This is a genomic window from Mycobacterium sp. 141 (assembly GCF_000382405.1).
Lineage (GTDB): Bacteria > Actinomycetota > Actinomycetes > Mycobacteriales > Mycobacteriaceae > Mycobacterium.
This window is the reverse complement of record NZ_KB908256.1, coordinates 477,601-500,252: the sequence shown is the minus strand read 5'-3', so window position 1 is coordinate 500,252 and position 22,652 is coordinate 477,601. Positions and strand designations below refer to the sequence as shown.

At 67.5% G+C, this 22,652-nt stretch carries 20 protein-coding genes; 3 read left to right on the top strand and 17 right to left on the bottom strand.

Going from position 1 to position 22,652, the window contains the following annotated elements:
* Nucleotides 1-3: 3 nt before the first annotated feature.
* The 15 genes from H276_RS0105075 to infC form a co-directional block, all read right to left on the bottom strand.
* Nucleotides 4-1,203, bottom strand: a complete 1,200-nt coding sequence (locus H276_RS0105075; protein ID WP_019970228.1) for an argininosuccinate synthase — start codon at nt 1,201-1,203, stop codon at nt 4-6.
* 23 nt (nt 1,204-1,226) lie between these two features.
* Complete coding sequence (locus tag H276_RS0105070; protein WP_019970227.1) at nt 1,227-1,703, bottom strand: arginine repressor; 477 nt, start codon at nt 1,701-1,703, stop codon at nt 1,227-1,229.
* A 7-nt stretch (nt 1,704-1,710) separates the two neighbouring features.
* Nucleotides 1,711-2,643: an ornithine carbamoyltransferase gene (gene argF, locus H276_RS0105065; protein WP_019970226.1), complete on the bottom strand. Its 933-nt coding sequence runs from the start codon at nt 2,641-2,643 to the stop codon at nt 1,711-1,713.
* Nucleotides 2,640-3,905, bottom strand: a complete 1,266-nt coding sequence (locus H276_RS0105060; protein WP_019970225.1) for an acetylornithine transaminase — start codon at nt 3,903-3,905, stop codon at nt 2,640-2,642. Before H276_RS0105060 ends, argF begins: the two co-directional genes overlap by 4 nt.
* The gene (argB, locus tag H276_RS0105055; RefSeq protein ID WP_019970224.1) at nt 3,902-4,804 is read right to left on the bottom strand and encodes an acetylglutamate kinase; all 903 of its coding nucleotides are present in this window, start codon (nt 4,802-4,804) and stop codon (nt 3,902-3,904) included. The genes H276_RS0105060 and argB overlap by 4 nt, the downstream gene beginning before the upstream one ends.
* A complete protein-coding gene (argJ, locus tag H276_RS0105050; RefSeq protein WP_019970223.1) occupies nt 4,801-6,045 on the bottom strand; it encodes a bifunctional glutamate N-acetyltransferase/amino-acid acetyltransferase ArgJ in 1,245 nt (414 codons plus the stop codon). Before argJ ends, argB begins: the two co-directional genes overlap by 4 nt.
* Nucleotides 6,042-7,091 (bottom strand): N-acetyl-gamma-glutamyl-phosphate reductase, encoded by a 1,050-nt coding sequence (gene argC / locus H276_RS0105045; protein ID WP_196807834.1) that lies wholly within the window; start codon nt 7,089-7,091, stop codon nt 6,042-6,044. The genes argJ and argC overlap by 4 nt, the downstream gene beginning before the upstream one ends.
* A 191-nt stretch (nt 7,092-7,282) precedes the next feature.
* Complete coding sequence (gene pheT / locus H276_RS0105040; protein WP_019970221.1) at nt 7,283-9,775, bottom strand: phenylalanine--tRNA ligase subunit beta; 2,493 nt, start codon at nt 9,773-9,775, stop codon at nt 7,283-7,285.
* Nucleotides 9,775-10,875, bottom strand: a complete 1,101-nt coding sequence (gene pheS, locus H276_RS0105035) for a phenylalanine--tRNA ligase subunit alpha (protein WP_026356606.1) — start codon at nt 10,873-10,875, stop codon at nt 9,775-9,777. The genes pheT and pheS overlap by 1 nt, the downstream gene beginning before the upstream one ends.
* Nucleotides 10,876-10,972: 97 nt before the next feature.
* Nucleotides 10,973-11,887, bottom strand: a complete 915-nt coding sequence (locus H276_RS0105030; RefSeq protein ID WP_019970219.1) for an adenylate/guanylate cyclase domain-containing protein — start codon at nt 11,885-11,887, stop codon at nt 10,973-10,975.
* Between the two features lie 134 nt (nt 11,888-12,021).
* Entirely contained in the window at nt 12,022-12,471 is a 450-nt protein-coding gene (locus H276_RS0105025; RefSeq protein ID WP_019970218.1) for a hemerythrin domain-containing protein, read from the bottom strand.
* A gap of 122 nt (nt 12,472-12,593) precedes the next feature.
* Complete coding sequence (locus H276_RS0105020) at nt 12,594-13,349, bottom strand: RNA methyltransferase (RefSeq protein ID WP_019970217.1); 756 nt, start codon at nt 13,347-13,349, stop codon at nt 12,594-12,596.
* 23 nt (nt 13,350-13,372) lie between these two features.
* Nucleotides 13,373-13,771, bottom strand: coding sequence for a 50S ribosomal protein L20 (gene rplT, locus H276_RS0105015; RefSeq protein ID WP_019970216.1), 399 nt, complete (start codon nt 13,769-13,771; stop codon nt 13,373-13,375).
* A 40-nt stretch (nt 13,772-13,811) separates the two neighbouring features.
* A complete protein-coding gene (gene rpmI / locus H276_RS0105010; protein ID WP_019970215.1) occupies nt 13,812-14,006 on the bottom strand; it encodes a 50S ribosomal protein L35 in 195 nt (64 codons plus the stop codon).
* Between the two features lie 29 nt (nt 14,007-14,035).
* A complete protein-coding gene (infC, locus tag H276_RS0105005; RefSeq protein WP_231376606.1) occupies nt 14,036-14,629 on the bottom strand; it encodes a translation initiation factor IF-3 in 594 nt (197 codons plus the stop codon).
* A 255-nt stretch (nt 14,630-14,884) separates the two neighbouring features.
* Here infC and H276_RS0105000 point away from each other — a divergent pair, with 255 nt between their 5' ends.
* The 3 genes from H276_RS0105000 to H276_RS0104990 all read left to right on the top strand — a co-directional run bounded on the left by H276_RS0105000 (nt 14,885) and on the right by H276_RS0104990 (nt 20,098).
* Nucleotides 14,885-15,271 (top strand): DUF1844 domain-containing protein, encoded by a 387-nt coding sequence (locus H276_RS0105000; RefSeq protein ID WP_019970213.1) that lies wholly within the window; start codon nt 14,885-14,887, stop codon nt 15,269-15,271.
* A 70-nt stretch (nt 15,272-15,341) separates the two neighbouring features.
* Nucleotides 15,342-18,686 carry a bifunctional lysylphosphatidylglycerol synthetase/lysine--tRNA ligase LysX gene (lysX, locus tag H276_RS0104995; protein ID WP_019970212.1) on the top strand — a complete coding sequence of 1,115 codons (3,345 nt, stop codon included), beginning with the start codon at nt 15,342-15,344 and terminating at the stop codon, nt 18,684-18,686.
* A 74-nt stretch (nt 18,687-18,760) separates the two neighbouring features.
* On the top strand, nt 18,761-20,098 hold the full coding sequence (locus H276_RS0104990) for an alpha/beta hydrolase family protein (RefSeq protein WP_231376605.1): 1,338 nt from the start codon (nt 18,761-18,763) through the stop codon (nt 20,096-20,098).
* 10 nt (nt 20,099-20,108) lie between these two features.
* On the opposite strand, the gene H276_RS0104985 is transcribed toward H276_RS0104990, so the two are convergent.
* Both H276_RS0104985 and H276_RS0104980 read right to left on the bottom strand, forming a co-directional pair.
* Nucleotides 20,109-21,311, bottom strand: coding sequence for a hypothetical protein (locus H276_RS0104985; RefSeq protein ID WP_019970210.1), 1,203 nt, complete (start codon nt 21,309-21,311; stop codon nt 20,109-20,111).
* Nucleotides 21,308-22,636 carry a hypothetical protein gene (locus H276_RS0104980; protein ID WP_026356604.1) on the bottom strand — a complete coding sequence of 443 codons (1,329 nt, stop codon included), beginning with the start codon at nt 22,634-22,636 and terminating at the stop codon, nt 21,308-21,310. The genes H276_RS0104985 and H276_RS0104980 overlap by 4 nt, the downstream gene beginning before the upstream one ends.
* Between the last annotated feature and the right edge of the window lie 16 nt (nt 22,637-22,652).

Below are 22,652 nucleotides of genomic sequence, written 5' to 3'. Positions count from 1 at the left end.
GCATTAGATACCCAGGTCGCGCTTGGCCGAGATCTTCGAGCTGAGGCCGTGCACGTGCACGAAGCCCTTGGCATTGGACTGGTCGAAGCTGTCGCCCTCGTCGTAGGTGGCGAGGCTGAAGTCGTAGAGCGACTCCGGGCTGCGGCGGCCGTTGACGGCGATGTGACCGCCGTGCAGCACCAGCCGGATCTCACCGGTCACGTGCTCCTGGGTGTGCGCGACGAACGATTCCAGCGCCCGCTTCAGCGGCGAGAACCACAGGCCGTCGTACACCAGCTCGCCCCACTTCTGGTCGGTGTGGCGCTTGAACCGGCCCAGTTCACGTTCGAGGGTGACGTGCTCGAGCTCGGTGTGCGCGGTGATGAGCACCATCGCGCCCGGGGCCTCGTAGACCTCACGGCTCTTGATGCCGACCAGCCGGTCCTCCACCACGTCGAGGCGGCCGACACCCTGGGCCCCCGCGCGGCGGTTGAGTTCGACGATCGCCTCCAGCACCGTGACCGGTCGACCGTCGATGGAGACCGGCACGCCCTTGTCGAAACCGATGATGACCTCGTCGGGGGTGTTCCAGTGGACCGTGGGGTCCTCGGTGTAGTCGTAGACGTCCTTGGTGGGTGCGTTCCACAGGTGCTCGAGGAAGCCCGTCTCGACCGCGCGGCCCCACACGTTCTGGTCGATGGAGAACGGTGAGCGCTTGGTGACGTTGATCGGGATGGCGTTCTCCTCGGCGAAGGCGATGGCCTTCTCTCGGGTCCAGGCGTAGTCACGCACCGGTGCCAGCACCTCAAGATCGGGCGCCATCGAGGCGAACCCGACCTCGAAGCGGACCTGATCGTTGCCCTTGCCGGTGCAACCGTGGGCGACGATGCCGCCCTGGTGCTCACGCGCGGCGGCCACCAAGTGCTTGACGATCAGCGGCCGGCTGATCGCCGAGACCAGCGGATAGCGGTCCATGTAGAGAGCGTTGGACTGGATGGTGGGCAGGCAGTACTCGTTCGCGAACTCGTCGCGCGCGTCGACCACGATCGCCTCGACGGCGCCGCAGTCCAGCGCCCGCTGCCGCACGACCTCCATGTCCTCGCCACCCTGGCCGAGGTCGATGGCGACGGCGACGACCTCGCGGCCGGTTTCCTTACCGATCCAGCTGATCGCCACCGAGGTGTCGAGACCTCCGGAGTACGCCAGGATGACACGATCGGACATGAGCAATCTCCTTGTGTTGGGCTCTATTTCAGATTTTCGAGGGTGGTGGCAAGCTCGGCGCCGGTCATCGGTTCGCGCGCCACCACCGCGATGGTGTCGTCACCGGCGATGGTGCCGACCACATAGGGCAGGGCAGCGCGATCGATGGCGCTGGCCAGGTAGTGCGCAGCCCCGGGCGGGGTGCGCAGCACGGCAAGGTTAGCGCTGGCATCGGTGGAAACCAGCAACTCCCCCATCAATCGGGTCAGCCGCTCGGTGCCACCGGTCACCCCGCGCACCGGACTGCCGTCCTCCGGGACGATGTAGACCCCGACACCGCCGTCGGCGCCCCGCAGTTTGACCGCGCCGAGTTCCTCCAGGTCCCGCGACAGCGTGGCCTGGGTGACCTCGATGCCTTCGTCGGCCAGCAGGGTCGCCAACTCCGTCTGGCTGCTCACCGCGCGCGACGACAGCAGAGCGATGATGCGGGCCTGGCGGCCGACTCGGGTCGGAGAACTCATGGCAGTCTCAGGCGCGCGCCAGCAGCCACGCCAGCAGCGCTTTCTGCGCATGCAAGCGGTTCTCGGCCTCGTCGAACACCGCACTCTGTGGGCCGTCGATCACCTCGTCGGTGATCTCGTGGCCGCGGTGCGCCGGAAGGCAATGCAGCACAACGGCTTCGGAGTCGGCCAGCTTGAGCAGGTCAGCGTTGACCTGGAACGGGCGGAACGGCCGGACCCGGTCGAGGCCGTCGTTCTCCTGGCCCATCGACGTCCAGGTATCGGTAACGATCACGTCGACGCCATCGACCGCGGCCCGCGGGTCATCGGTCAGGGCCACCGACGCGCCGGTCTCCTCAGCGCGCTTGCGGGCCGCATCGACGAAGTGGGGGTCGGGCTCAAAACCGGTAGGCGCGGCGATGGTGACGTGGATGCCCGCGGTCACTCCACCGAGCATGAGCGAGTGCGCCATGTTGTTGGCGCCGTCGCCCAGATACGTCAGCTTCAGCCCTTTGAGGCCGGCTATTCCCCCCTTGCGTTCGGCCAAGGTCTGCAGGTCGGCCAGCACCTGACAAGGGTGGAACTCGTCGGAGAGCGCATTAACAATCGGGACGGAGGCACCACTTGCCATAGCGGTCAGGCGTTCCTGGGCGAAGGTCCGCCACACGATGGCGTCGACGTAACGGGACAGCACCGCACCGGTGTCCTCCAGCGTCTCCTCGCGGCCCAGCTGCGTGCTGCGACCGTCGACGACGACAGCGTGCCCACCGAGCTGGGCGATGCCGATCTCGAACGAGAACCTGGTGCGGGTCGAGTTCTTCTCGAAGATGACCGCGACGCCGCGCGGACCCTCCAGCGGGCGATGGGAGAACGGCGCCTTCTTGAGCTCGGCGGCCAGCGCGAGCACCTCGGTCTGTTCGTCGGGCGTCAGATCGTCGTCACGCAGGAAATGTCTGGTCATTGTGCTGCCTTGTCGAGGACCGCGGGAAGCGCGGTGAGGAACTGGTTGATCTGCTCTTCGGTGATGATCAGCGGCGGGGCCAGCCGGATGACGTCCGCGGCGGCCGCGTTGACCAGGAAGCCGGCGTCGCGCGCGGCGGACTCGACAGCCTTGGCACTGGGTGCGGTCAGCACGATGCCCTGCAGCAGGCCCTTGCCGCGGACGTGGTCGACGAGCGGATGGCCCAGCTCCTCGATGCCGTGGCTGATGGTCTTGCCGAGCACACCGGCGCGGGCGATCAGGTCCCCATCGGCCAGAGCACGGAGCACTCCCAGCGCTGCCGCGGTGCACACCGGATTGCCGCCGAACGTGCTGCCGTGCAAACCCGGTGTCAGCAGATCTCCCGCAGCGCCGACCGCCAGGCACGCGCCGATCGGCAGTCCGCCGCCGAGCCCCTTGGCCAAGGTCACCACGTCGGGGGTGATGCCGTCGTGCTGATGGGCGAAGAAGGCGCCGGTGCGGCCAACACCGGTCTGTACCTCGTCGAGCACCAGCAGCGCACCGTGTTTCGCGGTGATCTCGCGCGCGGCGGCCAGGTAGCCGGCCGGCGGGACGACGACCCCGCCCTCCCCCATGATCGGTTCGAGGAACACCGCAGCCGTAGTGTCGTCGACCGCGGCGGCGAGCGCATCGACATCGCCGTACGGCACGTGAGTGACGTTGCCGGGCAACGGTTCGAACGGCGCCTGCTTGGTGGGCTGGCCCGTCAGCGCCAGCGAGCCCATCGTGCGGCCGTGGAACGCGCCTTGCGCGGCAACGATGTTCGTCTTCCCGGTGAGCCGGGTGATCTTGAACGCCACCTCGTTGGCCTCGGTGCCGGAGTTGCAGAAGAACACCCGCGCCGAAACTCCCCCCGTCGCTTCGCTCGCCCCAGGTGAAACTCCCCCCGTCGCTTCGCTCGCCCCAGTCGTTCCGAGATGCCCCACGAGCGCCTCGGCCAACGCGATACCGGGTTCGGTGGCGTAGAGATTCGACGTGTGCCCAAGCGTCTCGAGCTGAGTGGTGACAGCCTCGATGACGGCCGGATGGCGGTGTCCGAGCAGGTTGACGGCAATCCCACCGAGCAGGTCGAGGTACTGCTTGCCATCGGCATCGGTGACCACGGCGCCGTCACCACTGACCAGGGTCAGCGGCGGGGTTCCGTAGTTGTTCATCATCACCGCATCCCAGCGGTCCTGCATCGTCTTCCCCCGGTCGCTTCGCTCCTGCCCCTTGGATGTCATTGCTTGACCACCTTGGTCCCGGTCCCTTCATCGGTGAACAGTTCGACCAGCACGCAGTGTTCGACGCGACCGTCGATCACGTGGGCGCTGGGTACGCCGCCGGCCACTGCCCGCAGGCAGGCTTCGATCTTGGGCACCATGCCCGATTCCAGGCGCGGCAGCAGCGCGGTGAGTGTGTCGGTGTCGATTTCACTGACCAGCGAATCGCGGTCGGGCCAATCGGTGTACAGCCCTTCGACATCGGTGAGCATCAAGAGTTTCTCCGCGCCCAGCGCCTCGGCCAGCGCGGCCGCGGCGGTGTCGGCGTTGATGTTGTGCACCACACCGTCGGCATCGGGGGCAATGGTCGACACCACCGGAATCCGGCCGGCCGCAATGAGATCCAGCAGCGAACCTGCGTTGACGTGTTCGACGTCGCCGACCAGACCGATATCGGTCGCCACGCCGTCGACGTTGACGCTGCGTCGCACCGCGGTGAACAGTTGGGCGTCCTCACCGGTGACCCCGACCGCATACGCACCGTGCGCGTTGATCAGGTTGACCAGCTCCCGGCCCACCTGCCCGAACAGCACCATGCGTGCCACATCGAGCACCTCGGGCGTGGTCACCCGGAAACCGCCCTTGAAATCACCTGCGATGCCGAGCTTCTTGAGCATGGCGCTGATCTGCGGGCCACCGCCGTGCACCACCACCGGGTGGATGCCACAGTTGCGCAGAAACACCATGTCGGCGGCGAACGCAGCCTTGAGGGTCTCGTCGGTCATGGCGTTGCCGCCGTACTTCACGACGACGATCTTGCCGTGCAGCTGCTTGAGCCACGGCAACGCCGCGGCAAGGATTGCGGCCTTGGTCGGAGTCCCTATCGAATGCTCTTCGCGCAAGCGCTCATCGGCCGTCATGAGCTGTAGGCCGAATTCTCTTCGACGTAGGCGTGGGAGAGGTCGGTGGTCCTGATGAATGCCGATGCTGTGCCAACCGCGAGGTCGACGACGACAGCGATGTCCTCCCCGGACAGATCCACGTCACGCGCGCCCGGTGCACCGGTACCGTCGATACAGACCGGAGATCCGTTGAACGACACGCTGATCCGCTGCGGGTCCAGGGTCACCGAGGCGATGCCGACGGCGGCCAGCACCCGGCCCCAGTTCGGGTCCGAGCCGAACAGCGCGGTCTTGACCAAGCTGTCGCGCGCGATGGCCCGCGCCGCGACGACGGCCTCCTGCTCGCTGACCGCACCGGTGACGGTGACGACGATGCGCTTGGTGACGCCTTCGGCATCGGCCTGCAGCTGTGTGCACAGGTCGTCACAGACCCGCAGCACCGCGTCGTCCAGATCGGCTTGGCTGGGCCGGATCTCACTGGCACCGGAGGCCAGCAGCAGCACAGTGTCGTTGGTGGAGCAGCTGCCGTCTACGTCGAGCCGGTCGAAGGTCAGCGCGGCGGCCCGGCGCAACGCCGCGTCCAGCGCCTCTGGCTCGGCCATAGCGTCGGTGGTGAGCACCACCAGCATGGTGGCCAGCGACGGCGCCATCATCCCGGCGCCCTTGGCCATCCCACCGAGGACCCAGTTCTTCCCCGACGCCACCGAATGGTGCAGCGCAACCTGTTTGGGCACGGTGTCGGTGGTCATGATGGCCCGGGCGGCCTCCTCGCCGCCGGACAGGCCCCCGGCCAGTTCGTGCACGATCTCGGTCACGCCGGCCAGCACCTTGTCCATCGGCAACCGGTCCCCGATCAGGCCTGTGGAACACACCGCGACCTCGATGGCACCGGTCTCGGTGCCCCAGTCGCTCAGTGCCGCGGCCACACTCTCGGCCGTGGCATGGGAATCCTGGAAGCCAAGCGCCCCTGTGCAGGCGTTGGCCCCACCGGAGTTGAGGATGACAGCGCGCAGTCGGCCCGTGGTCAGCACCTGCTGCGACCACTGCACCGGGGCGGCCTTGATCTGGTTGCTGGTGAACACGCCCGCGGCTGCGTAGTCCGGGCCCTCGTTGAACACCAACGCCAGGTCTGGCGCACCCGAAGCCTTGATCCCCGCGGCGATACCGGCGGCGCGGAAACCGGCCGCCGCGGTAACGCCCTGGGAGCGAACCAGTTTGGTTTCGGTCGTCTTGCTGTCGGCTGACTGCGCAGAACTCACGGTGCCACTCCCACGATCGATAGTCCTTCGGTCTCCGGCCAACCCAGCGCCAGGTTCATCGACTGCACCGCGGCGCCTCCGGTGCCCTTGGTCAGGTTGTCGATGGCGGCGATGGCTACAAGGGTCTGCGCCTCGGCGTCCACGGCCACCGCGAGCTGGGCCGCGTTGCTGCCGATCACCGATCCGGTCTTGGGCAGCTGCCCCTCGGGCAGCAGATGGATGAAGGGCTCTGCACTGTAAGCCTTTTCGTACGCCGCCCGGATTTCCGAGGACGATGCCGTGGTCCGCGCGGTGCAAGTGGCCAAGATGCCCCGGGCGGTCGGAATCAGCACGGGGGTGAACGAGACGGTGACGGCCTTGTTGGTGACCGCCTGCAGCCCCTGCGCGATCTCCGGGGTATGCCGGTGCTTGCCGGCGATGTTGTAGGCCCGCGCCGATCCGATGATCTCGGAGCCGAGCAGGTCGACCTTGGCAGACTTGCCTGCCCCCGAGGCGCCGCTGACCGCGACGACCGTCACTGCCGGATCGACCAGATCGGCTGCGACCGCAGGCAGCAACGCCAGCAGCGCTGCGGTCGGATAGCAGCCGGGCACCGCGACGCGCTTGGTGCCCCGCAGCTTCTCGCGCGCACCGGGCAGTTCGGGCAGACCGTAGGGCCAGCTGCCGGCGTGGGTCGAACCGTAGAACTTCTCCCAGTCGGCGGCGTTGGTGAGCCGAAAATCCGCTCCGCAGTCGATGATCAGGGTGTCGGGACCGAGCTGTTCGGCCAGGGCAGCCGAATGCCCGTGCGGCAGACCGAGAAACACCACGTCGTGACCGGTCAGGACATCGGCGTCGGTCGTTTCGAGCACCCGCGACGCCAACGGCAGCAGGTGCGGGTGATGTTCGGCCAACGTGGTGCCGGCACTTGCCGCGGCAGTCAGCGCACCGATGGTCAATCGCCCGTCGGCGTACGCAGGATGGCCGAGGAGTAATCGGAGGATCTCGCCACCGGCATAACCGCTGGCGCCTGCCACCGCTACAGACGTCATGCAGCGATTCTGCATTGTTATGCAGTCAGACGCAAACTCATTAAGCGTCAGCCCCGCGAGCGTGCGGGTCTGCACCTCAACACACCGGCGCCCACCGACCGTATGCGCACCTTCGCGCCGGCGCGAGCGTGCGCACCGTCGACACTTTCCACGGTGTGTCGGCCGGCAGACGCGCACGCTCGCCGTGCCGGATCAGCCGTGCCGAGTCAGCCGCGCAGGACGGCGCCGACCCGCTCGGCTGCGGCGGCCACCGCAGCATCACGCGCGGCACTGGCCTCGTCTTCGGTGAGTGTCCGATCGGCGGCGCGGAACCGCAGCGCCAGGGTCAGCGACTTGCGCCCCTCCCCGATCTGCGGGCCCGTGTACACGTCGAACAGCTTGACGTCTTCGAGCAGCTCACCGGCACCGTCGCGGACGGCGGCCACCACCGCGGCCGCGCCGATCTCGTCGTCAACGGTCACGCTGATGTCCTGGAACACCGCGGGGAACGGCGACACCCGCGGCGCGGGCAGCGTCTCGACAATCGGCACGGCGTCGAGGTCCAACTCGACCGCGCAGGTGCCCTTGGGCAACCCGGTCCGCTCGACGACCGCCGGATGCAACTGGCCGGCGTGGCCGACGACTATTTCTTGTCCGGGGTCGCCGACAAGCACCTCGGCACAGCGACCGGGATGCCATGGCAGGTCCTGCGCGGCACGCAGGGTGAACTCCACACCGGCGGCCCGACCGATCACCCGCACCGCTTCGAAGGCGTCAGCGGCCTCGGTCGGCCGGCCGGGACCCCACGGTCCGGCGGGCTCGCGCAGACCGGCCAACACAACGGCGACGTGCTGAGGCTGGTGCGGCAGCGAGGCGTCGAGCCCAGCGATCTCCTCGTCGGTGGGCCTGCGGTCGGTCGGGATGCGTTCGACGGCACGGGTCTGCTCGGTGGGTTCCACCACTTGTGCGATGGCGAACAGCGCCACGTCGGGTGTACCACGGGATACGTTGCGTCCCAACGCCTCGAGCAACCCGGGCAACAAGGTGGTGGCCAGCTGCGGCCGGTCGGCTTCCAGCGGGTTGAGCACCTTGGTGGTGTTGCGCCGAGGATCGTCGGCGGCCAGCCCCCAGGCGTCGAAGATCCCCGCCGGCAGGAACGGCGTCGGCAGGATCTCGACGAATCCGCCCAGCGCCAACGATTTTCCGATCGCGCGACGGCGCTTCTGAACGGCGGTGAGCCCGCGTCCGGCCGGCGCCATCGGCAACACCGAAGGGATCTGCTCCAACCCTTCCAGCCGCAGTACCTCTTCCACCAGGTCAGCGCGCTGGCGCAGGTCCGGGCGCCAGCTCGGTGGGGTGACAGTGAGCGGTCCGGACCCGGTCACCTCAGCGCCGATCTGGGTGAGCCGCCGAGCCGTCGTACCCGCGGCGTACTCGACACCGGCGGTGCGGTCGGGCAGGTCTGCGGCGATCTCGATGGCGGGCTGCGACCAGTCGCTGCGACCTTCCTCACGCCAATCGGTCAGGGTCGGTTCCACCGTGCCTCCGGCGATCTCGGCCAGCAGCGTCGCGCAACGATCAAGGGCCGCAACAGAGATTGCCGGGTCGACGGAACGTTCGTAGCGCCGGCCCGCCTCGCTGGCCAGGTGCAGACGCCGCTGCGTGCGAGACACCGCGGCCGGGTCCCACACCGCGGCCTCGAGCAGCACGTCGGTGGTCGAGTCGCGCACCTCGGTGGTGCCCGCGCCCATGACGCCGCCGATGGCAGCGGTCGCGACGTCGTCGACGATGAGCACGTCGGCCGAGTTCAGGGTGCGCTCCACGTCGTCGAGCGTCACGACCTTCTCGCCGTCGCGGGCGAAGCGCACGTCGAAACCGCCGGTGATCAGGCTGCGATCGTGGGCGTGCATCGGATGGCCGAGCTCGAGCATGACGTAGTTGGTCACGTCGACCGCCGGCGAAATGGCGCGGATGCCGCTCAGCAGCAGACGACGCTGCAGCCACCACGGCGATACCGCGTTCGGGTCGATACCCGTCACCGGTCGCAGGCCGAACCGCTGCACACCGGTGCCCGGCTGCACGGTCAGGGGCCACGCCTCACCCTCGGCGGGCAGCGGCGTCACATCAGCCGGGTCGACATAGTCCAAGTCGTAGGCGCAGGCGATCTCGCGGGCCAGGCCGCGCACCGACAGGCAGTAACCGCGGTCCGGGGTGATCCCCAGGTGAAACACCACGTCATCCAGGCCGAGGATCTCTGCCGCAGGAGCGCCCGGTTCGGCGGTACCGGGCGGCAGCACGATGATGCCGTTGTGATCGGTGCCGAGGTTGAGCTCGGACGCCGAGCAGATCATGCCGTCTGACGTGCGCCCGTAGGTCTTGCGCTTGGCGATCGTGAAGTCGCCGGGCAGCGTAGTGCCCGGCAGTGCCACGGCCACCAGATCGCCGACGGCGAAGTTCCTTGCCCCACACACGATCTCACGGGGTTCGGCCTCACCCACGTCGACCGTGCAGGCTCGGATCGGCTTCTTGAACTCGGTCAACTCCTCGATGGAAGCGACACGGCCGACGGTCAGCGGACCGCTCACGGGACCGGTCGAGATGATCTCCTCGACCTCGTGACCGATGCGAATGAATGCCTGCTCGAGCTCATCGACTGACACGTCCCAACCCGGCGCGCCGGCGCGGACCGTGTCACGCAGCCAGCTATACGGAATGCGCATCAGGCGCCCACCCCGAACGGCAGCGAGAAGCGTACGTCGCCCTCGACCATGTCACGCATGTCCGGAATCCCATTGCGGAACTGCAGGGTTCGCTCCAATCCCATGCCGAAGGCGAATCCGGAATAGACCTCCGGATCGATACCGCAGGCGCGCAACACATTCGGATTGACCATGCCGCAGCCGCCCCATTCCACCCAGCCCGGTCCACCCTTCTTGTCGGGGAACCAGATGTCCACCTCGGCCGACGGCTCGGTGAACGGGAAGAAGTGCGGGCGGAACCGGGTGCGGCCCTCCGGGCCGAACTGGGCCCGGGCGAATGCATCCAGGGTGCCGCGCAGATGGGCCATGGTCAGGCCCTTGTCCACCGCCAAACCCTCGACCTGATGGAACACCGGCGTGTGTGTCGAGTCGAGTTCGTCGGTGCGGAAGGTTCGCCCGATCGAGACGATGTAGACCGGTAAGTCGCGTTCCAGCAGCGCACGGATCTGCACGGGTGAGGTGTGGGTGCGCAGCACTTGCCGGGAGCCGGCCTGGGCGAGCGAAGCGACGGGAGAAGACACCGGGGCGATCTGGAAGGTGTCCTGCTCACTGCGTGCAGGGTGGTCCGGCGGGAAGTTCAGCGCGTCGAAGTTGAACTGCTCGGTCTCGACCTCGGGGCCTTCGGCCAGTTCCCAGCCCATGGCGACGAACGTGTCGGCGACATTCTCGGCCAGGATCGTGATCGGATGCCGGGCGCCCAGAGGCTGCCGGGTCGACGGCAGCGTGACGTCGACCCGTTCGGCGACCAGAACCGCGGCGTCACGTTCGGCGCGCAACACGGCCAACCGCTCGTCGTAGGCGCGTTGGGCATCACCCCGAGCAACGTTGACGCGTTTGCCGGCGTCGGCCCGGTCCTCCTTGGGCAGAGTCGCCAGCGCCTGGCGGGCCAGCGCGATCGGCGCCCGATCCCCCAGATGCTCGGTCTTGGCGCGCGCGAGCGCCTCGAGGTCACCGGACAGCTCGAATGCATGCCGGGCCGCGCTCACGGCTTTGGTCAGGGCTTCTTCCGAGAGATCACTGGCCTGCTCAGCGCCTGATTCTCCTCCTCGCGTGCGGGACATCCGGCGATCATAGGCGATGGCCTCGTCGCGCCTCGAATGCGTTTCCCACGGGCGGTCCGTCACACGTCGATCCGACGCCGCACCGATCACGGGCATGTCATCCGCCCGGCACGCCCTGATCGTCGGGTTCGTCGAAGGGCGTCTGCCGGGGTAGCCGCACCCGATAGATCACCAGATCGTCGGGCACCCCGTCCGGCCGGGGTGAAAAGACCTGCCATCGTTGCCGTTTAACGGTCAAACCCGGTGCGCTGAACTCGTCCGCCGGGATCAGGTCGAGCGTGGTGTTCGACAGCATCAGGCCGCCCTTGGTGGCCCGTTCCATGACCCGCGCCGTGACGTTGACGTCCACGCCGAGCCAGTCCGAACCGATGCGTTGCGGCCGGCCCGTGTGTATGCCGACCCGCATTCTCGGCGTATAGCCATCCACCTCAACCGAATTCAGCGCGTCGAGGGCCGTAATCACCGCGCGCAGCGCGACGACCGGGTCGGAGAACACCGCCATCATCCCGTCACCCATGCGCTTGACGATGTGACCACCGGCCTCCAGCAGTGGCGGTTCCACCACCTGGGCCACTCTGCGTAACAGTCGCAGCGTCGCGTCGTCACCGGCGCGCAGCGACCACGACGAGAACCCGACAAGATCGGTGAAGACAAGGGTCACCTCGGGGTTTGCCGGGGTACCCGACACCCGCTCGGTCAGCGCCTGCCACACCTGCAGCGCACCCAGGCTCATCTCACGGGAGGCTGCCTCGCGATCCAGGAAGCGGTCGGCGACCCGGGCCGCGGCGCGCGGCCCGCCCTCACCCGATGCCGACAACGGGTCGCCGAAGTCGGGGTCGCCGGGCAGGGCCCGGCGAACCCGTCGAACCAATGCGACCAGCGCAGGGCTGTGGTTGGTCCGTTGCAACCAGCCCAGCGGGCCGGAAAGATCCAGAACCGATCCGGACCGATCCGGCACCCGATCGATTTCCCCGTTACGGCCGGATCGTTCATCGAACGATTCGCCATCCACAGCGCCAAGGGTATGTGGCACTCGCACAGACCGGCAATCGCACCGCGCGCGGGTTTGCTCACACTGCCTGCTCCCGCCCCAAAACCGCCCTGGTCACGCCCGTGCGACAGGATGATTGTTGTCGCCACTGCGGCTCAGGAGCGGCCGTCGATCATGGGCCGGCCGGGGTGCGCATCCTGCCACCCGGCGATGGCGGCGTCCCAATCCTCGCCGTCCAGTGTGGTCAACGACGCCGGGAACAGGCCATCCTCTTCCTTGGCGATGTGCTCGAAAAGGTCCCCCACGACGACCCGGACGCGGTGCTGGTCTTCGGGGTCGGCCACGTCGACGGTATCGAGCAGGGCATCCAGTTCCCGGTGTTCGGCCACCAACGGCTCGATGTGCTGCGCGTACAACTCCTCGCGGCGCATCACGGCGAACAGACCGTTCTCCTCCCCACGCCAATGAGTCCGCAACTCGGCGGCCATCGCCGCCAGGCGCTCACGCGCCACATCGAGTTCGCCGCGGTCCAGAGCCCGCACCGCTTCGCCGCCGTGGTCGAGCGCCCTCTCATGTTCGGCGATGTAATCCCGCAGCAGCGGCATATCCCGACATCCGCAGTACTGGCACACGGCGCACCTCCCAAGAGCATCGTGGCACATCAGTCTCCCCCGACGGCCTGTCGCGGCCGAATAGCGAAAACCCTGCGACCAATGGCGATTCGACGCTAGGAACGGCCTGCCCGTGCACTCTGATAGAGGCAGATCGAGGCGGCCGAGGCGATGTTGAGGCTTTCGGCGTTGCCGGGCATCGGGATGCGCACGCGGTGATCGGCCATGGCAGCCAACGCCGGTGGCAGGCCGTGCGCCTCGGGTCCGAACAGCCAGGCGGTAGGTGCAGCCAATTCGCGCTTGAAATCAGGGGCGTCGAGACTGACTTCGCCGTCGACCGTGGTCGCCAGCACCTGCAGGCCCGCCGCACGCAACCGCTCCACAGTTGCGGTCTCATCGGACTCGCTGAGCACGGGAATGGAGAAGATGCTGCCTGCCGACGCGCGCAGGCACTTGCTGTTGTAGGGGTCGACGGCGTTGCCTGCCAGGACCACGGCGTCGGCACCCATCGCGTCGGCGACCCGGATCAGGGTGCCTGCGTTGCCCGGCTCGGAAAGCTGCACGGCCACGGCGATCAGCCGGGGTGAGGCGGCGAGTACGTCATCGAGCGAGGCTTCCGGCAGCCGGCACACCGCCACCAACCCGACCGGGGTGACGGTGTCCGACAAGGTCTTTGCCGCACGCTCGGTGACGAGCTGAACGGGCGCGTCGGCCAGCATCGCGCCGAAGCGGTCCAACGCAGGCTCGGTTACGAACACCTCGGAAACAAGTCCGCGCCGCAACGCCGCCTCGACGAGATTGGGTCCCTCGGCAAGGAAGCGTGCGGCGCGGCGGCGCCCGGTGTGGCGGTGCAGCTTTGCCGCTGCACTCACCCGGGCAGAACGCTCGGTGAGAGTCAGGCGGCCTCGTCAGCGGGCGTTGACGGCGAATTCACATCGCTGGGCAGAGCGGCCTTGGCCACCTCGACCAGCGCGCTGAACGCAGCCGGGTCGCTCACGGCGATCTCGGCGAGGTTCTTGCGGTCCACCTCGACGCCGGCGGCCTTGAGGCCCTGGATCAGGCGGTTGTAGGTGATGTCGTTGGCGCGGGCCGCGGCGTTGATCCGGGAGATCCACAGCTTGCGGAAATCGCCCTTACGGGCGCGACGGTCCCGGTAGGCGTAGGTCAGCGAATGCAGCTGCTGCTCTTTGGCTTTGCGGTACAGGCGGGACCGCTGGCCGCGGTAGCCCTTCGAGGCTTTGAGGACTGTGCGCCGCTTCTTCTGGGCGTTGAGTGCGCGCTTCACGCGTGCCATGGGGTGTTCCTATTCTCGATCGGTACGGGTGAGGGCAGTCTTAGCCGTTGAGCAGCTTGTTGATCCGGCCGGCGTCGTTGCCAGCCACGACCGTACGACCGTCCAGCCGACGGGTACGCTTGCTCGGCTTGTGCTCAAGCAGATGGCGGCGGTTGGCCTTCTGCCGCACGATCTTTCCGGTACCGGTACGGCGGAACCGCTTGGAAGCACCGCTGTGGGTCTTAGCCTTGGGCATGAGTCCTCAGTTCTGTGTTGAATCTAGTACTACGAAACGTCTGGTTCTTCGGGTGCGGCCTGCTGCCCGCTAGGCCGCTCGGCCTGTTCCGCCGCCTTGGCGCGAGTCTTCGCGCCGCGGTGCGGTGCCAGCACCATCGTCATGTTGCGGCCGTCCTGCTTGGCGGACGTCTCGACGAAGCCGTACTCGGCAACGTCGGCGCCCAGCCGCTGCAGAAGGCGGTACCCGAGTTCGGGCCGTGACTGCTCACGTCCGCGGAACATGATGGTCACCTTGACCTTCGACCCGGCCTCGAGGAAGCGGACCACGTGGCCCTTCTTCGTCTCGTAGTCGTGATCGTCGATCTTGGGACGCAGCTTCTGTTCCTTGACGACGGTCTGCTGCTGGTTCTTGCGAGACTCGCGCTCCTTCAGAGCCGTCTCGTACTTGTACTTTCCGTAGTCCATGATCTTGCAGACCGGCGGCCTGGCGTTCGGGGCTACTTCCACAAGGTCGAGATCGGCATCCGCGGCGACGCGGAGGGCGTCTTCGATGCGTACGATGCCTACCTGCTCACCACCTGGTCCAATCAGGCGGACTTCGGGTACGCGGATGCGCTCGTTGACGCGGGTCTCAGTGCTGATGGGGCCTCCTATGTTGTCCACTTCAGGAGCCCACGCCATCAGCGCTCAAAGAGCGAAGGCCCTGCTCATAGCAGGGCCCATACCGACCGGTCACGGCTTGTCGCCGCCGATGCCCCAAAATACTGGAGCACAGAACCAGCATCCTGAGATGCTGGTGACCGGACCGTTGTACCGGTGTGGCCAACGGTGGGAGTGGGACTCCACTTGCTGTCCCTGGCATACGCCGGGACGGTCGCGCATGACACTCTACCAGGTATGACCGATCCGTCTGTAAAGCCCGACGCAGCGCACGAGCAGGGCCCAGGCAATCTGAACGGCTCCGCCGTTCGTGACCTGGCCGAGATCCCCGCGGTGGAGGTGATCACCCGTGCGGCGGTGATGTTGATGAGCGCCGCAGCCGAAAAGATCGGGCTGTCCGCTCCCGATCCGAACGAGAGCCCCTATCGGGATCTCGACGAGGCGCGCCGACTCATCACCGCACTGGCCGGTCTGGTGACGGCATCGGCAGAGTACCTCGGGCCACACGCCGGGCCCGTGCGCGATGGGCTCAAGAGCCTGCAATTGGCTTTTCGCGAAGCCAGCGCCGCACCGGACGAACCGGGCAAAGGCCCGGGTGAGAAGTACACGGGTCCGGTCCGGTGAATGACGGCGCCGGTGCTGCGCGTTCGGTGACCCACCGATTTGCCAAGCTGACCGCCTATCCTCCGGGCGTATGACCGTTCTCAGCCGCGCCAGTCGCACTCAGGTGCGGCCAACCGCTCGCTTCTCCTGGGTCCCGGCCGCAGCCGGCTGGACGGTCGGCATCATCGCCACCTTGTCGCTGATCGCCAGCGTCTCTCCCCTGGTGCGCTGGGTCATCACGGTGCCGCGGGAGTTCGTCAACAACTATCTGTTCAACTTTCCCGACACCAGCTTTGCCTGGGCGTTCGTGCTGGCCCTGCTGGCCGCGGCGCTGGCCACACGTAAGCGCATCGCGTGGTGGATCCTGGTGCTCTACATGGTCGGCGCCGTCGGCTGGAACGTGGGTGATCTGGTCGCAGGCGGCGACACCATGGGCGACGACGTCGGCGAGATCATCGGCCTGGCGTTTCACCTCGCCTCCATCGCCTTCCTGGTGCTGGCCCGTGGGCAGTTCTGGGCGAAAGTCCGCCGCGGCGCCCTGTTCAAGTCGGCCGTGGTGCTGGTGGCGGGTATGGCGATCGGCATCCTGGCGGCCTGGGGGTTGTTGACCCTGTTCCCGGGGACGCTGGACGCCGGTTCGCGGCTGCCGTATGCGATCAACCGCGTCAGCGGGTTCGTCACGGCACCACCGGAGGTCTTCGAGGGGTATTCACACCTCTTCCTGAACGCCGTGTTCGGCCTGTTCGGAGCTCTCGCGTTGATGGCCGCAGCTGTCGTGCTGTTCCAGTCGCAGCGCGCGACGAACGCACTGACCGGTGAGGACGAGTCCGCCATCCGCGGGCTGTTGGAGCTCTACGGGAAGAACGATTCGCTGGGCTACTTCGCCACCCGGCGCGACAAGTCGGTGGTGTTCGAGCCGAGCGGACGGGCCGCGATCACCTACCGCGTCGAGGTCGGCGTGTGTCTGGCGAGCGGCGATCCGCTGGGCGATCCCAAGGCGTGGCCGCAGGCGATCGACGCCTGGTTGCGGTTGTGCCAGGCGTACGGCTGGGCACCCGGCGTAATGGGCGCGAGCTTGACTGCCGCCGAGGCGTTCCGCGCCGCGGGTCTTAACGCCCTGCAACTCGGCGACGAGGCCATCCTGCACCCGGACACCTTCCGACTGTCGGGCTCGGACATGCGCGGCGTACGTCAGGCCGTCACGCGGGCCCGCCGCGCCGGCGCCTCGGTGCGGATCCGGCGCCACCGCGACCTCACGGCCACCGAGATGGCCGAGGTGATCCGCAACGCCGACGCATGGCGGGACACCGAGACCGAACGTGGCTTCTCCATGGCTCTGGGCCGGCTCGGCGACCCCGCCGACGGCGACTGTCTGCTGGTCGAGGCGGTTCAGCACGACGGCCAGAAAGATGTCGTGGTGGCGATGCTGTCGTTGGTGCCGTGGGGCGCAAACGGGGTATCGCTCGACGTGATGCGCCGCTCCCCCCAGTCCCCCAACGGCACCATCGAATTGATGGTCAGCGAACTGTGCATGCAGGCGGAAACCATTGGGGTCAACCGGATCTCGCTGAATTTCGCGATGTTCCGATCCGCTTTCGAGCAGGGTGCGCAGCTGGGTGCCGGGCCGGTGGCCAGGCTGTGGCGGGGGCTGCTGGTGTTCTTCTCCCGGTGGTGGCAACTGGAGACCCTGTACCGGTCGAACATGAAGTACCAACCCGAATGGGTCCCGCGCTACGCCTGCTACGAGGACGCCCGGCTGATCCCGCGGGTCGGTGTGGCGTCGGTGATCGCCGAAGGTTTCCTTGTGCTGCCGTTCTCTCGGCGCAACAAGCAGCACACCGGCGAACACGTGGCGGCACCGACGGAATTGGTCGAGTCCGGACGGCTGCACCGCGACGGCAGCGCACCCGACACCGTCGGGCTGCCGACGGACGCTCCGGACGGTATGGAACCGACGCGCCTGCCCGAGCAGGTCCGCGTACGCATGGCCAAACTCCGGGCGCTGCAGGACAGTGGCGTGGACGCTTATCCCGTCGGCCAGGCGCCCAGCCACACCGTGGCCGAGGCATTGGCCGTCCCCGACAGCGCGGCGCTAGATACCGACGACATCGAACATCTCAGCGTCGCCGGCCGGGTGCTGCGAATCCGCGACTACGGCGGGGTGCTGTTCGCTCAGCTGCGGGACTGGTCCGGCGAAGTCCAGCTGCTGCTGGACGATTCACGCCTCGACGGTGGCACCGACAAGTTCACCGCCGCGATCGACCTCGGTGACCTGATCGAGGTGACCGGCACCATGGGTCACAGCCGTACCGGCACCCGATCGCTGCTGGTCGAGAACTGGCGGTTGATCGGGAAATGCCTGCGCCCACTGCCCGACAAGTGGAAGGGGCTGACCGATCAGGAGGCCCGGGTACGGGCCCGCTACCTGGACCTCGCCGTCAACACCGGCGCCCGCGAGTTGATCCGGGCCCGCAGCGGCGCGTTGCAAGCCATCCGGCAGACGTTGTACGCCAAAGACTTCCTCGAGGTCGAGACGCCGATTCTGCAGCAGATCCACGGCGGTGCGAACGCCCGACCGTTCCTCACCCACATCAACGCCTACGACCTGGACCTGTACCTGCGGATCGCACCCGAGCTGTACCTCAAACGGCTCTGCGTCGGCGGGGTGGAACGCGTCTTCGAGCTGGGCCGGGCGTTCCGCAACGAGGGGGTCGACTTCAGCCACAACCCCGAGTTCACCCTGTTGGAGGCCTATCAGGCGCACGCCGACTACAACGTGTGGATCGACGGTTGCCGCGAGCTGATCCAGAACGCCGCTCAGGCGGCCAACGGCAGCCAGGTGTTCCTGCGCCCCCGCGCCGACGGCGTGCTGGAGCCGGTGGACATCTCCGGGCAGTGGCCCGTCAAGACCGTGCATGACGCGATCTCCGAGGCCCTCGGCGAACACATCACGCCCGAGACCGACGTGGATACCTTGCGCCGGCTGTGCAAGGAAGCCGGGATCGGCTATCTGGCGCACTGGGACGCCGGGGCAGTCGTCCTGGAGATGTATGAGCACCTGGTCGAGGACCGCACCACAGAGCCGACGTTCTACAAGGACTTCCCCACCTCGGTATCGCCGTTGACCCGGCCGCACCGGACCATCCCCGGGGTGGCCGAACGTTGGGACCTGGTGGCCTGGGGCGTCGAGCTCGGCACGGCCTACAGCGAGCTCACCGACCCCGTCGAACAACGCCGCCGGTTGCAGGAACAGTCGTTGCTGGCGGCCGGTGGCGATCCCGAGGCAATGGAGCTCGACGAGGACTTCCTGCAGGCGATGGAGTACGCCATGCCCCCAACCGGCGGCCTCGGTATGGGCGTCGACCGCGTGGTCATGCTGATCACGGGGCGCAGTATCCGCGAGACACTGCCCTTCCCCCTGGCCAAACCCCGTTAGCAGATTACGCACAGGAAATCGCAAGGATCGTTGACCAGGATTAGCGGGTGACCTTCACGCACCATCTGTCCTTGATGCACGGCTGGGTCCCGACAACGGTGCAGGTTGTGACTGTAGTTGTGCTGAGCGCGACGATCGGATGGCGCTCCCGACGCTGGGGCTTGATCTGGCTCCCGGTGGCCGCAGGGATCGGTGGTGTGCTGGCGCTGGGCACGTACTGGTACGTCCAGGACGAGGGGATGTCCGACCGTGGCAATCACGCACCGAACTCGTTGTGGGTGTGGGTGGCGATCACCGGAGCCACCGTCGTGGTCCTGCTGGCCGGGTGGCGCGGCAGCCCCTGGTGGCGCCGCGGTGTGTCGACGTTGGCGGTGCCGATGAGCTTGCTGTGCGCGGCCCTGGCATTGAACCTGTGGGTTGGTTACTTCCCGTGGGTGCAGACCGCCTGGAACCAATTGACGGCCGGTCCACTGCCCGACCAGACCGATGAGGTGACGGTCTCCCAGATGCAGCACGAAGGTACGGTTCCCATCCGCGGCACGGTTGTGCCGGTGGACACCGGCAGTACCGCCTCGGGATTCCGACACCGCGGCGAATACGTTTACCTGCCGCCAGCCTGGTTCATCAGCAACCTGGCACCGAAGCTGCCGACCGTGATGATGATCGGCGGCGAGTTCAACACCCCCGCGGACTGGATGCGCGCCGGCAACGTGATCAAGACGGTGGACGAATTCGCCCGCGCACACCACGGCTATGCGCCCGTGCTGGTGTTCGTCGACCCGGGCGGTGCCTTCAACAATGACACCGAATGCGTGAACGGACCGCGCGGCCATTCCGCCGATCACCTCACCAAAGATGTGATCCCGTACATGAACAGCCACTACGGCGTCAGCCCGATGGCGGCGCACTGGGGAGTGGTGGGCTGGTCAATGGGCGGCACCTGCGCTGTCGACATGTCGGTGATGCATCCAGAGCTGTTCGGCGCCTTCGTGGATATCGCGGGTGACATCGGCCCCAACTCGGGCAACAAAACGCAGACCATCGACCGCCTGTTCGGCGGCAGCAGGGTGGCCTGGGACGCGTTCGATCCCACGACGGTGATCGACCGCCATGGGCAGTATCGGGGGCTCTCCGGCTGGTTCGATGTGAACGACGCACCGTCGACCACCAAACAGACCAGGCTCAGCGACCAAGCCAAGGCCGCCAACGCGTTGTGCGGGTTGGGCTCGGCGCACGGCATACCCTGCGCCGTGGTGAGTCAGCCGGGCACGCACGACTGGCCGTTCGCCTCGAATGCGTTCGCCGCGTCACTACCATGGCTGGCCGGGGTCATCGGCACTCCGCAGGTGCCCATGATCGGCCTGCCGTCGACGCCGCGCTCGGCCACCTACGTCCAGACCGCCGCCAAATGACTCGGGCGGGTCAGTAGTCGGATTCGGCGGCAAGCAACTCGGCCAGATACGCGTCGGCGGGGACCGCGGCGAGCCGCGCATCCGACATCGCGGCGAGCCGCGCATCCGATACCGCAGCGAGCCGGCTCCGGGCGAATGCCCGCACTCGGTCCCGAACATGTCGCGGCTCACCGGCACCGGTTGCGCCGATCGCCACCTCGGCCGGTGACCAGTCCAGGTTCCAGGCTTGCGACTCCCGCAGCTCGCCACCGTCCGCCCCGAGCATCGCAAGCACGGCATGACCATCGGCGTCGAGCACACCGGTGCCGCGGTAGTCGCCGCAGCGCATTGTCGCGGCGATACCCGCGGGTTGGCCAGGACCCGAAACTGCAACCTGCACAAGGCAGTTCACCGATGATCCGACCGGGACGACGGTCCAGTCGACGGTCTGCTCAGCAGCGTCGAAAATGCCGGGCGGGACCGCGGACCAGCTCACCGTCGCAACTCCCCCAGCAATCGCCGTACCGGCGCGCCTCCCGTCTGCGGCGCCGGCGGCCAGCGCATAGTCCGACCGGCGTCGTGTCGGCTCAGCCTCCGCCCAGCCCACACCGATGTCCTCGGAAATCTCCCGGCACCTGTCCGCCAGCGCGACCACTCGCGGATCTCCTTGTGCAGAAAGAAATTTCAGGTCAGAAACGTGCGGAGCCAGCAAACCCTCGATATCGGAATCCAAGGTGTCGTCGGTGAAGAAGCTCTCGGCAGCCGCAGTCAAAACCGCCAACTCGGCGTCGAGCACCGCGCAGTCCAGGGCCGCAATACCGTCGCGCTCACTGGCCGGCCACCACCGCCGCAGCCAGTGACCGAAGGCCAACCGCCGCAACATATCCGCTGAACCCGGCAGCACCGAGACCGCGGGTAATTCGACCGGCTCGTCACCGGCGGCACGCAGGGCCTCGACGACGGCGACATGGCCCTGCTCACCGACAACCTGCCAAAGCCAGTCGGCCCTGACATGATCGGTGAACGTGATGATGGGTGCGTCGGCAGAAGCACCCGCACGCCCGACGACTCCGTCACTCGCCCGACCGACGACTCCGTCACTAGCCCGACCGACGACTCCGTCGTCGACCACCCACGACAGCACCGCACCACTGACCTCGAGCATCGCCACCAGCGGGGCCGGTTCAATCAGCCGACCAGTACTCCACAAACCGGATTCGAGATGCAGCTTCATCCGGCCATCTGCACTTCCAGCATCGCCTTGATGCGCTGGCGATGGTCCAGGCTCACCGACCGTGCCACGCCTTCCAGAAGGGCACGTACGTCGTCGACGTCTTCGCAGGATTCCTGCCAGACATCGCGACCGTGCAGACGGGCCCACAGCCGGCTCAGGTAGGGCCGAGCGAATGCCTCCAGATCCTCGACAACCTGTTGCTGCCGAGCATGAATCGGCTCGTCACCGGCCAGGTAGCGGCGCGCGTGCAGAACGTAAGCCTCCTTGGCAAGCCGGGCCTGGATCCGCGCCGACAACTCGTAGCGCCTCGGCGCCGACGCCGCGAGCGGCCGCAACTCGGTGGCCACCTCGATACCGGTCACCAACACCGCCTGCTTGTCCTCGGCGAGCAGACCCCATGGAGCGCAGGACCGGTCGACCTCTTCGGCGCACAGCAGAGGCACGTCGGGCAACTCATCGCGGTCCAAGGCCCGGCGCAAGGTCGCCCGGACCCGGTCGGCCACGCTGCGGTCCAACGGACGATCGCCGTCGGCCGTCCCCTCGATGACCGGAAGACGTTGCGGTGACACCGAACTCAAACCGACCTCGACGACGGACCAGGGCAGGACGACGGGCCGGGTGTGGGCCGCGGCACCGAAGTTGTAGGGAGTGGCGTCAGCAATCAGGGCCGACCACACCCGCTGTCGGGCCGCCGTCGCACGATGACTGTCCGCGGGTCCCAGTACGGTGGCCAGCCCCGCGAAAAAGGGTCCGCTCATCGCGTCGGTCGGGTACACATCGCGCCAACTGCGCTCGAGTTGGCGGGTCAATCGGGTAACCACCTGCGGATCGCCCAGATGGGCGTTGAGCGCCTCGATTCCGGTGCGGTCCCGGCCCTGATGGATGTCGCGTAGCACTGCCGCGGCGGTCTGCTGATCGTGGACGCCCGGGGCGCCCCGCGTGACCGCCAGCTCGAAACACACCGGGAAATAAAGTTCCTGCGCGTTGCCCGTAGTGACGCGTTGCCGTCGCCGCTCGCCCTTGAGCAACACGAACCAGGCTGCTGCGGCACGTAATTGCGGAGCCTGGGCAGTGATGGCGGCGTGCAGCGCGGCGGCCACGGCGGGGTCGAGCACAGCAGCCGAGAACTGGGTGTTGCTACGCAACCTCAGCACCAGAGGGTCGATGATCCGCTTGACCGTCCGGCGCAGCGGACCGCCGTCCTCGCTGCTGAGCACCTCGACACCCGCACCGATGGACCGCCAGGCCCGATCGATCACCGCACGACGTGGCTGCGCCGAGCCCACCGCGGTCCGTGCCGCGGCCGCGTCCGACCAGATGCTCACCCGCACCACGATAGAT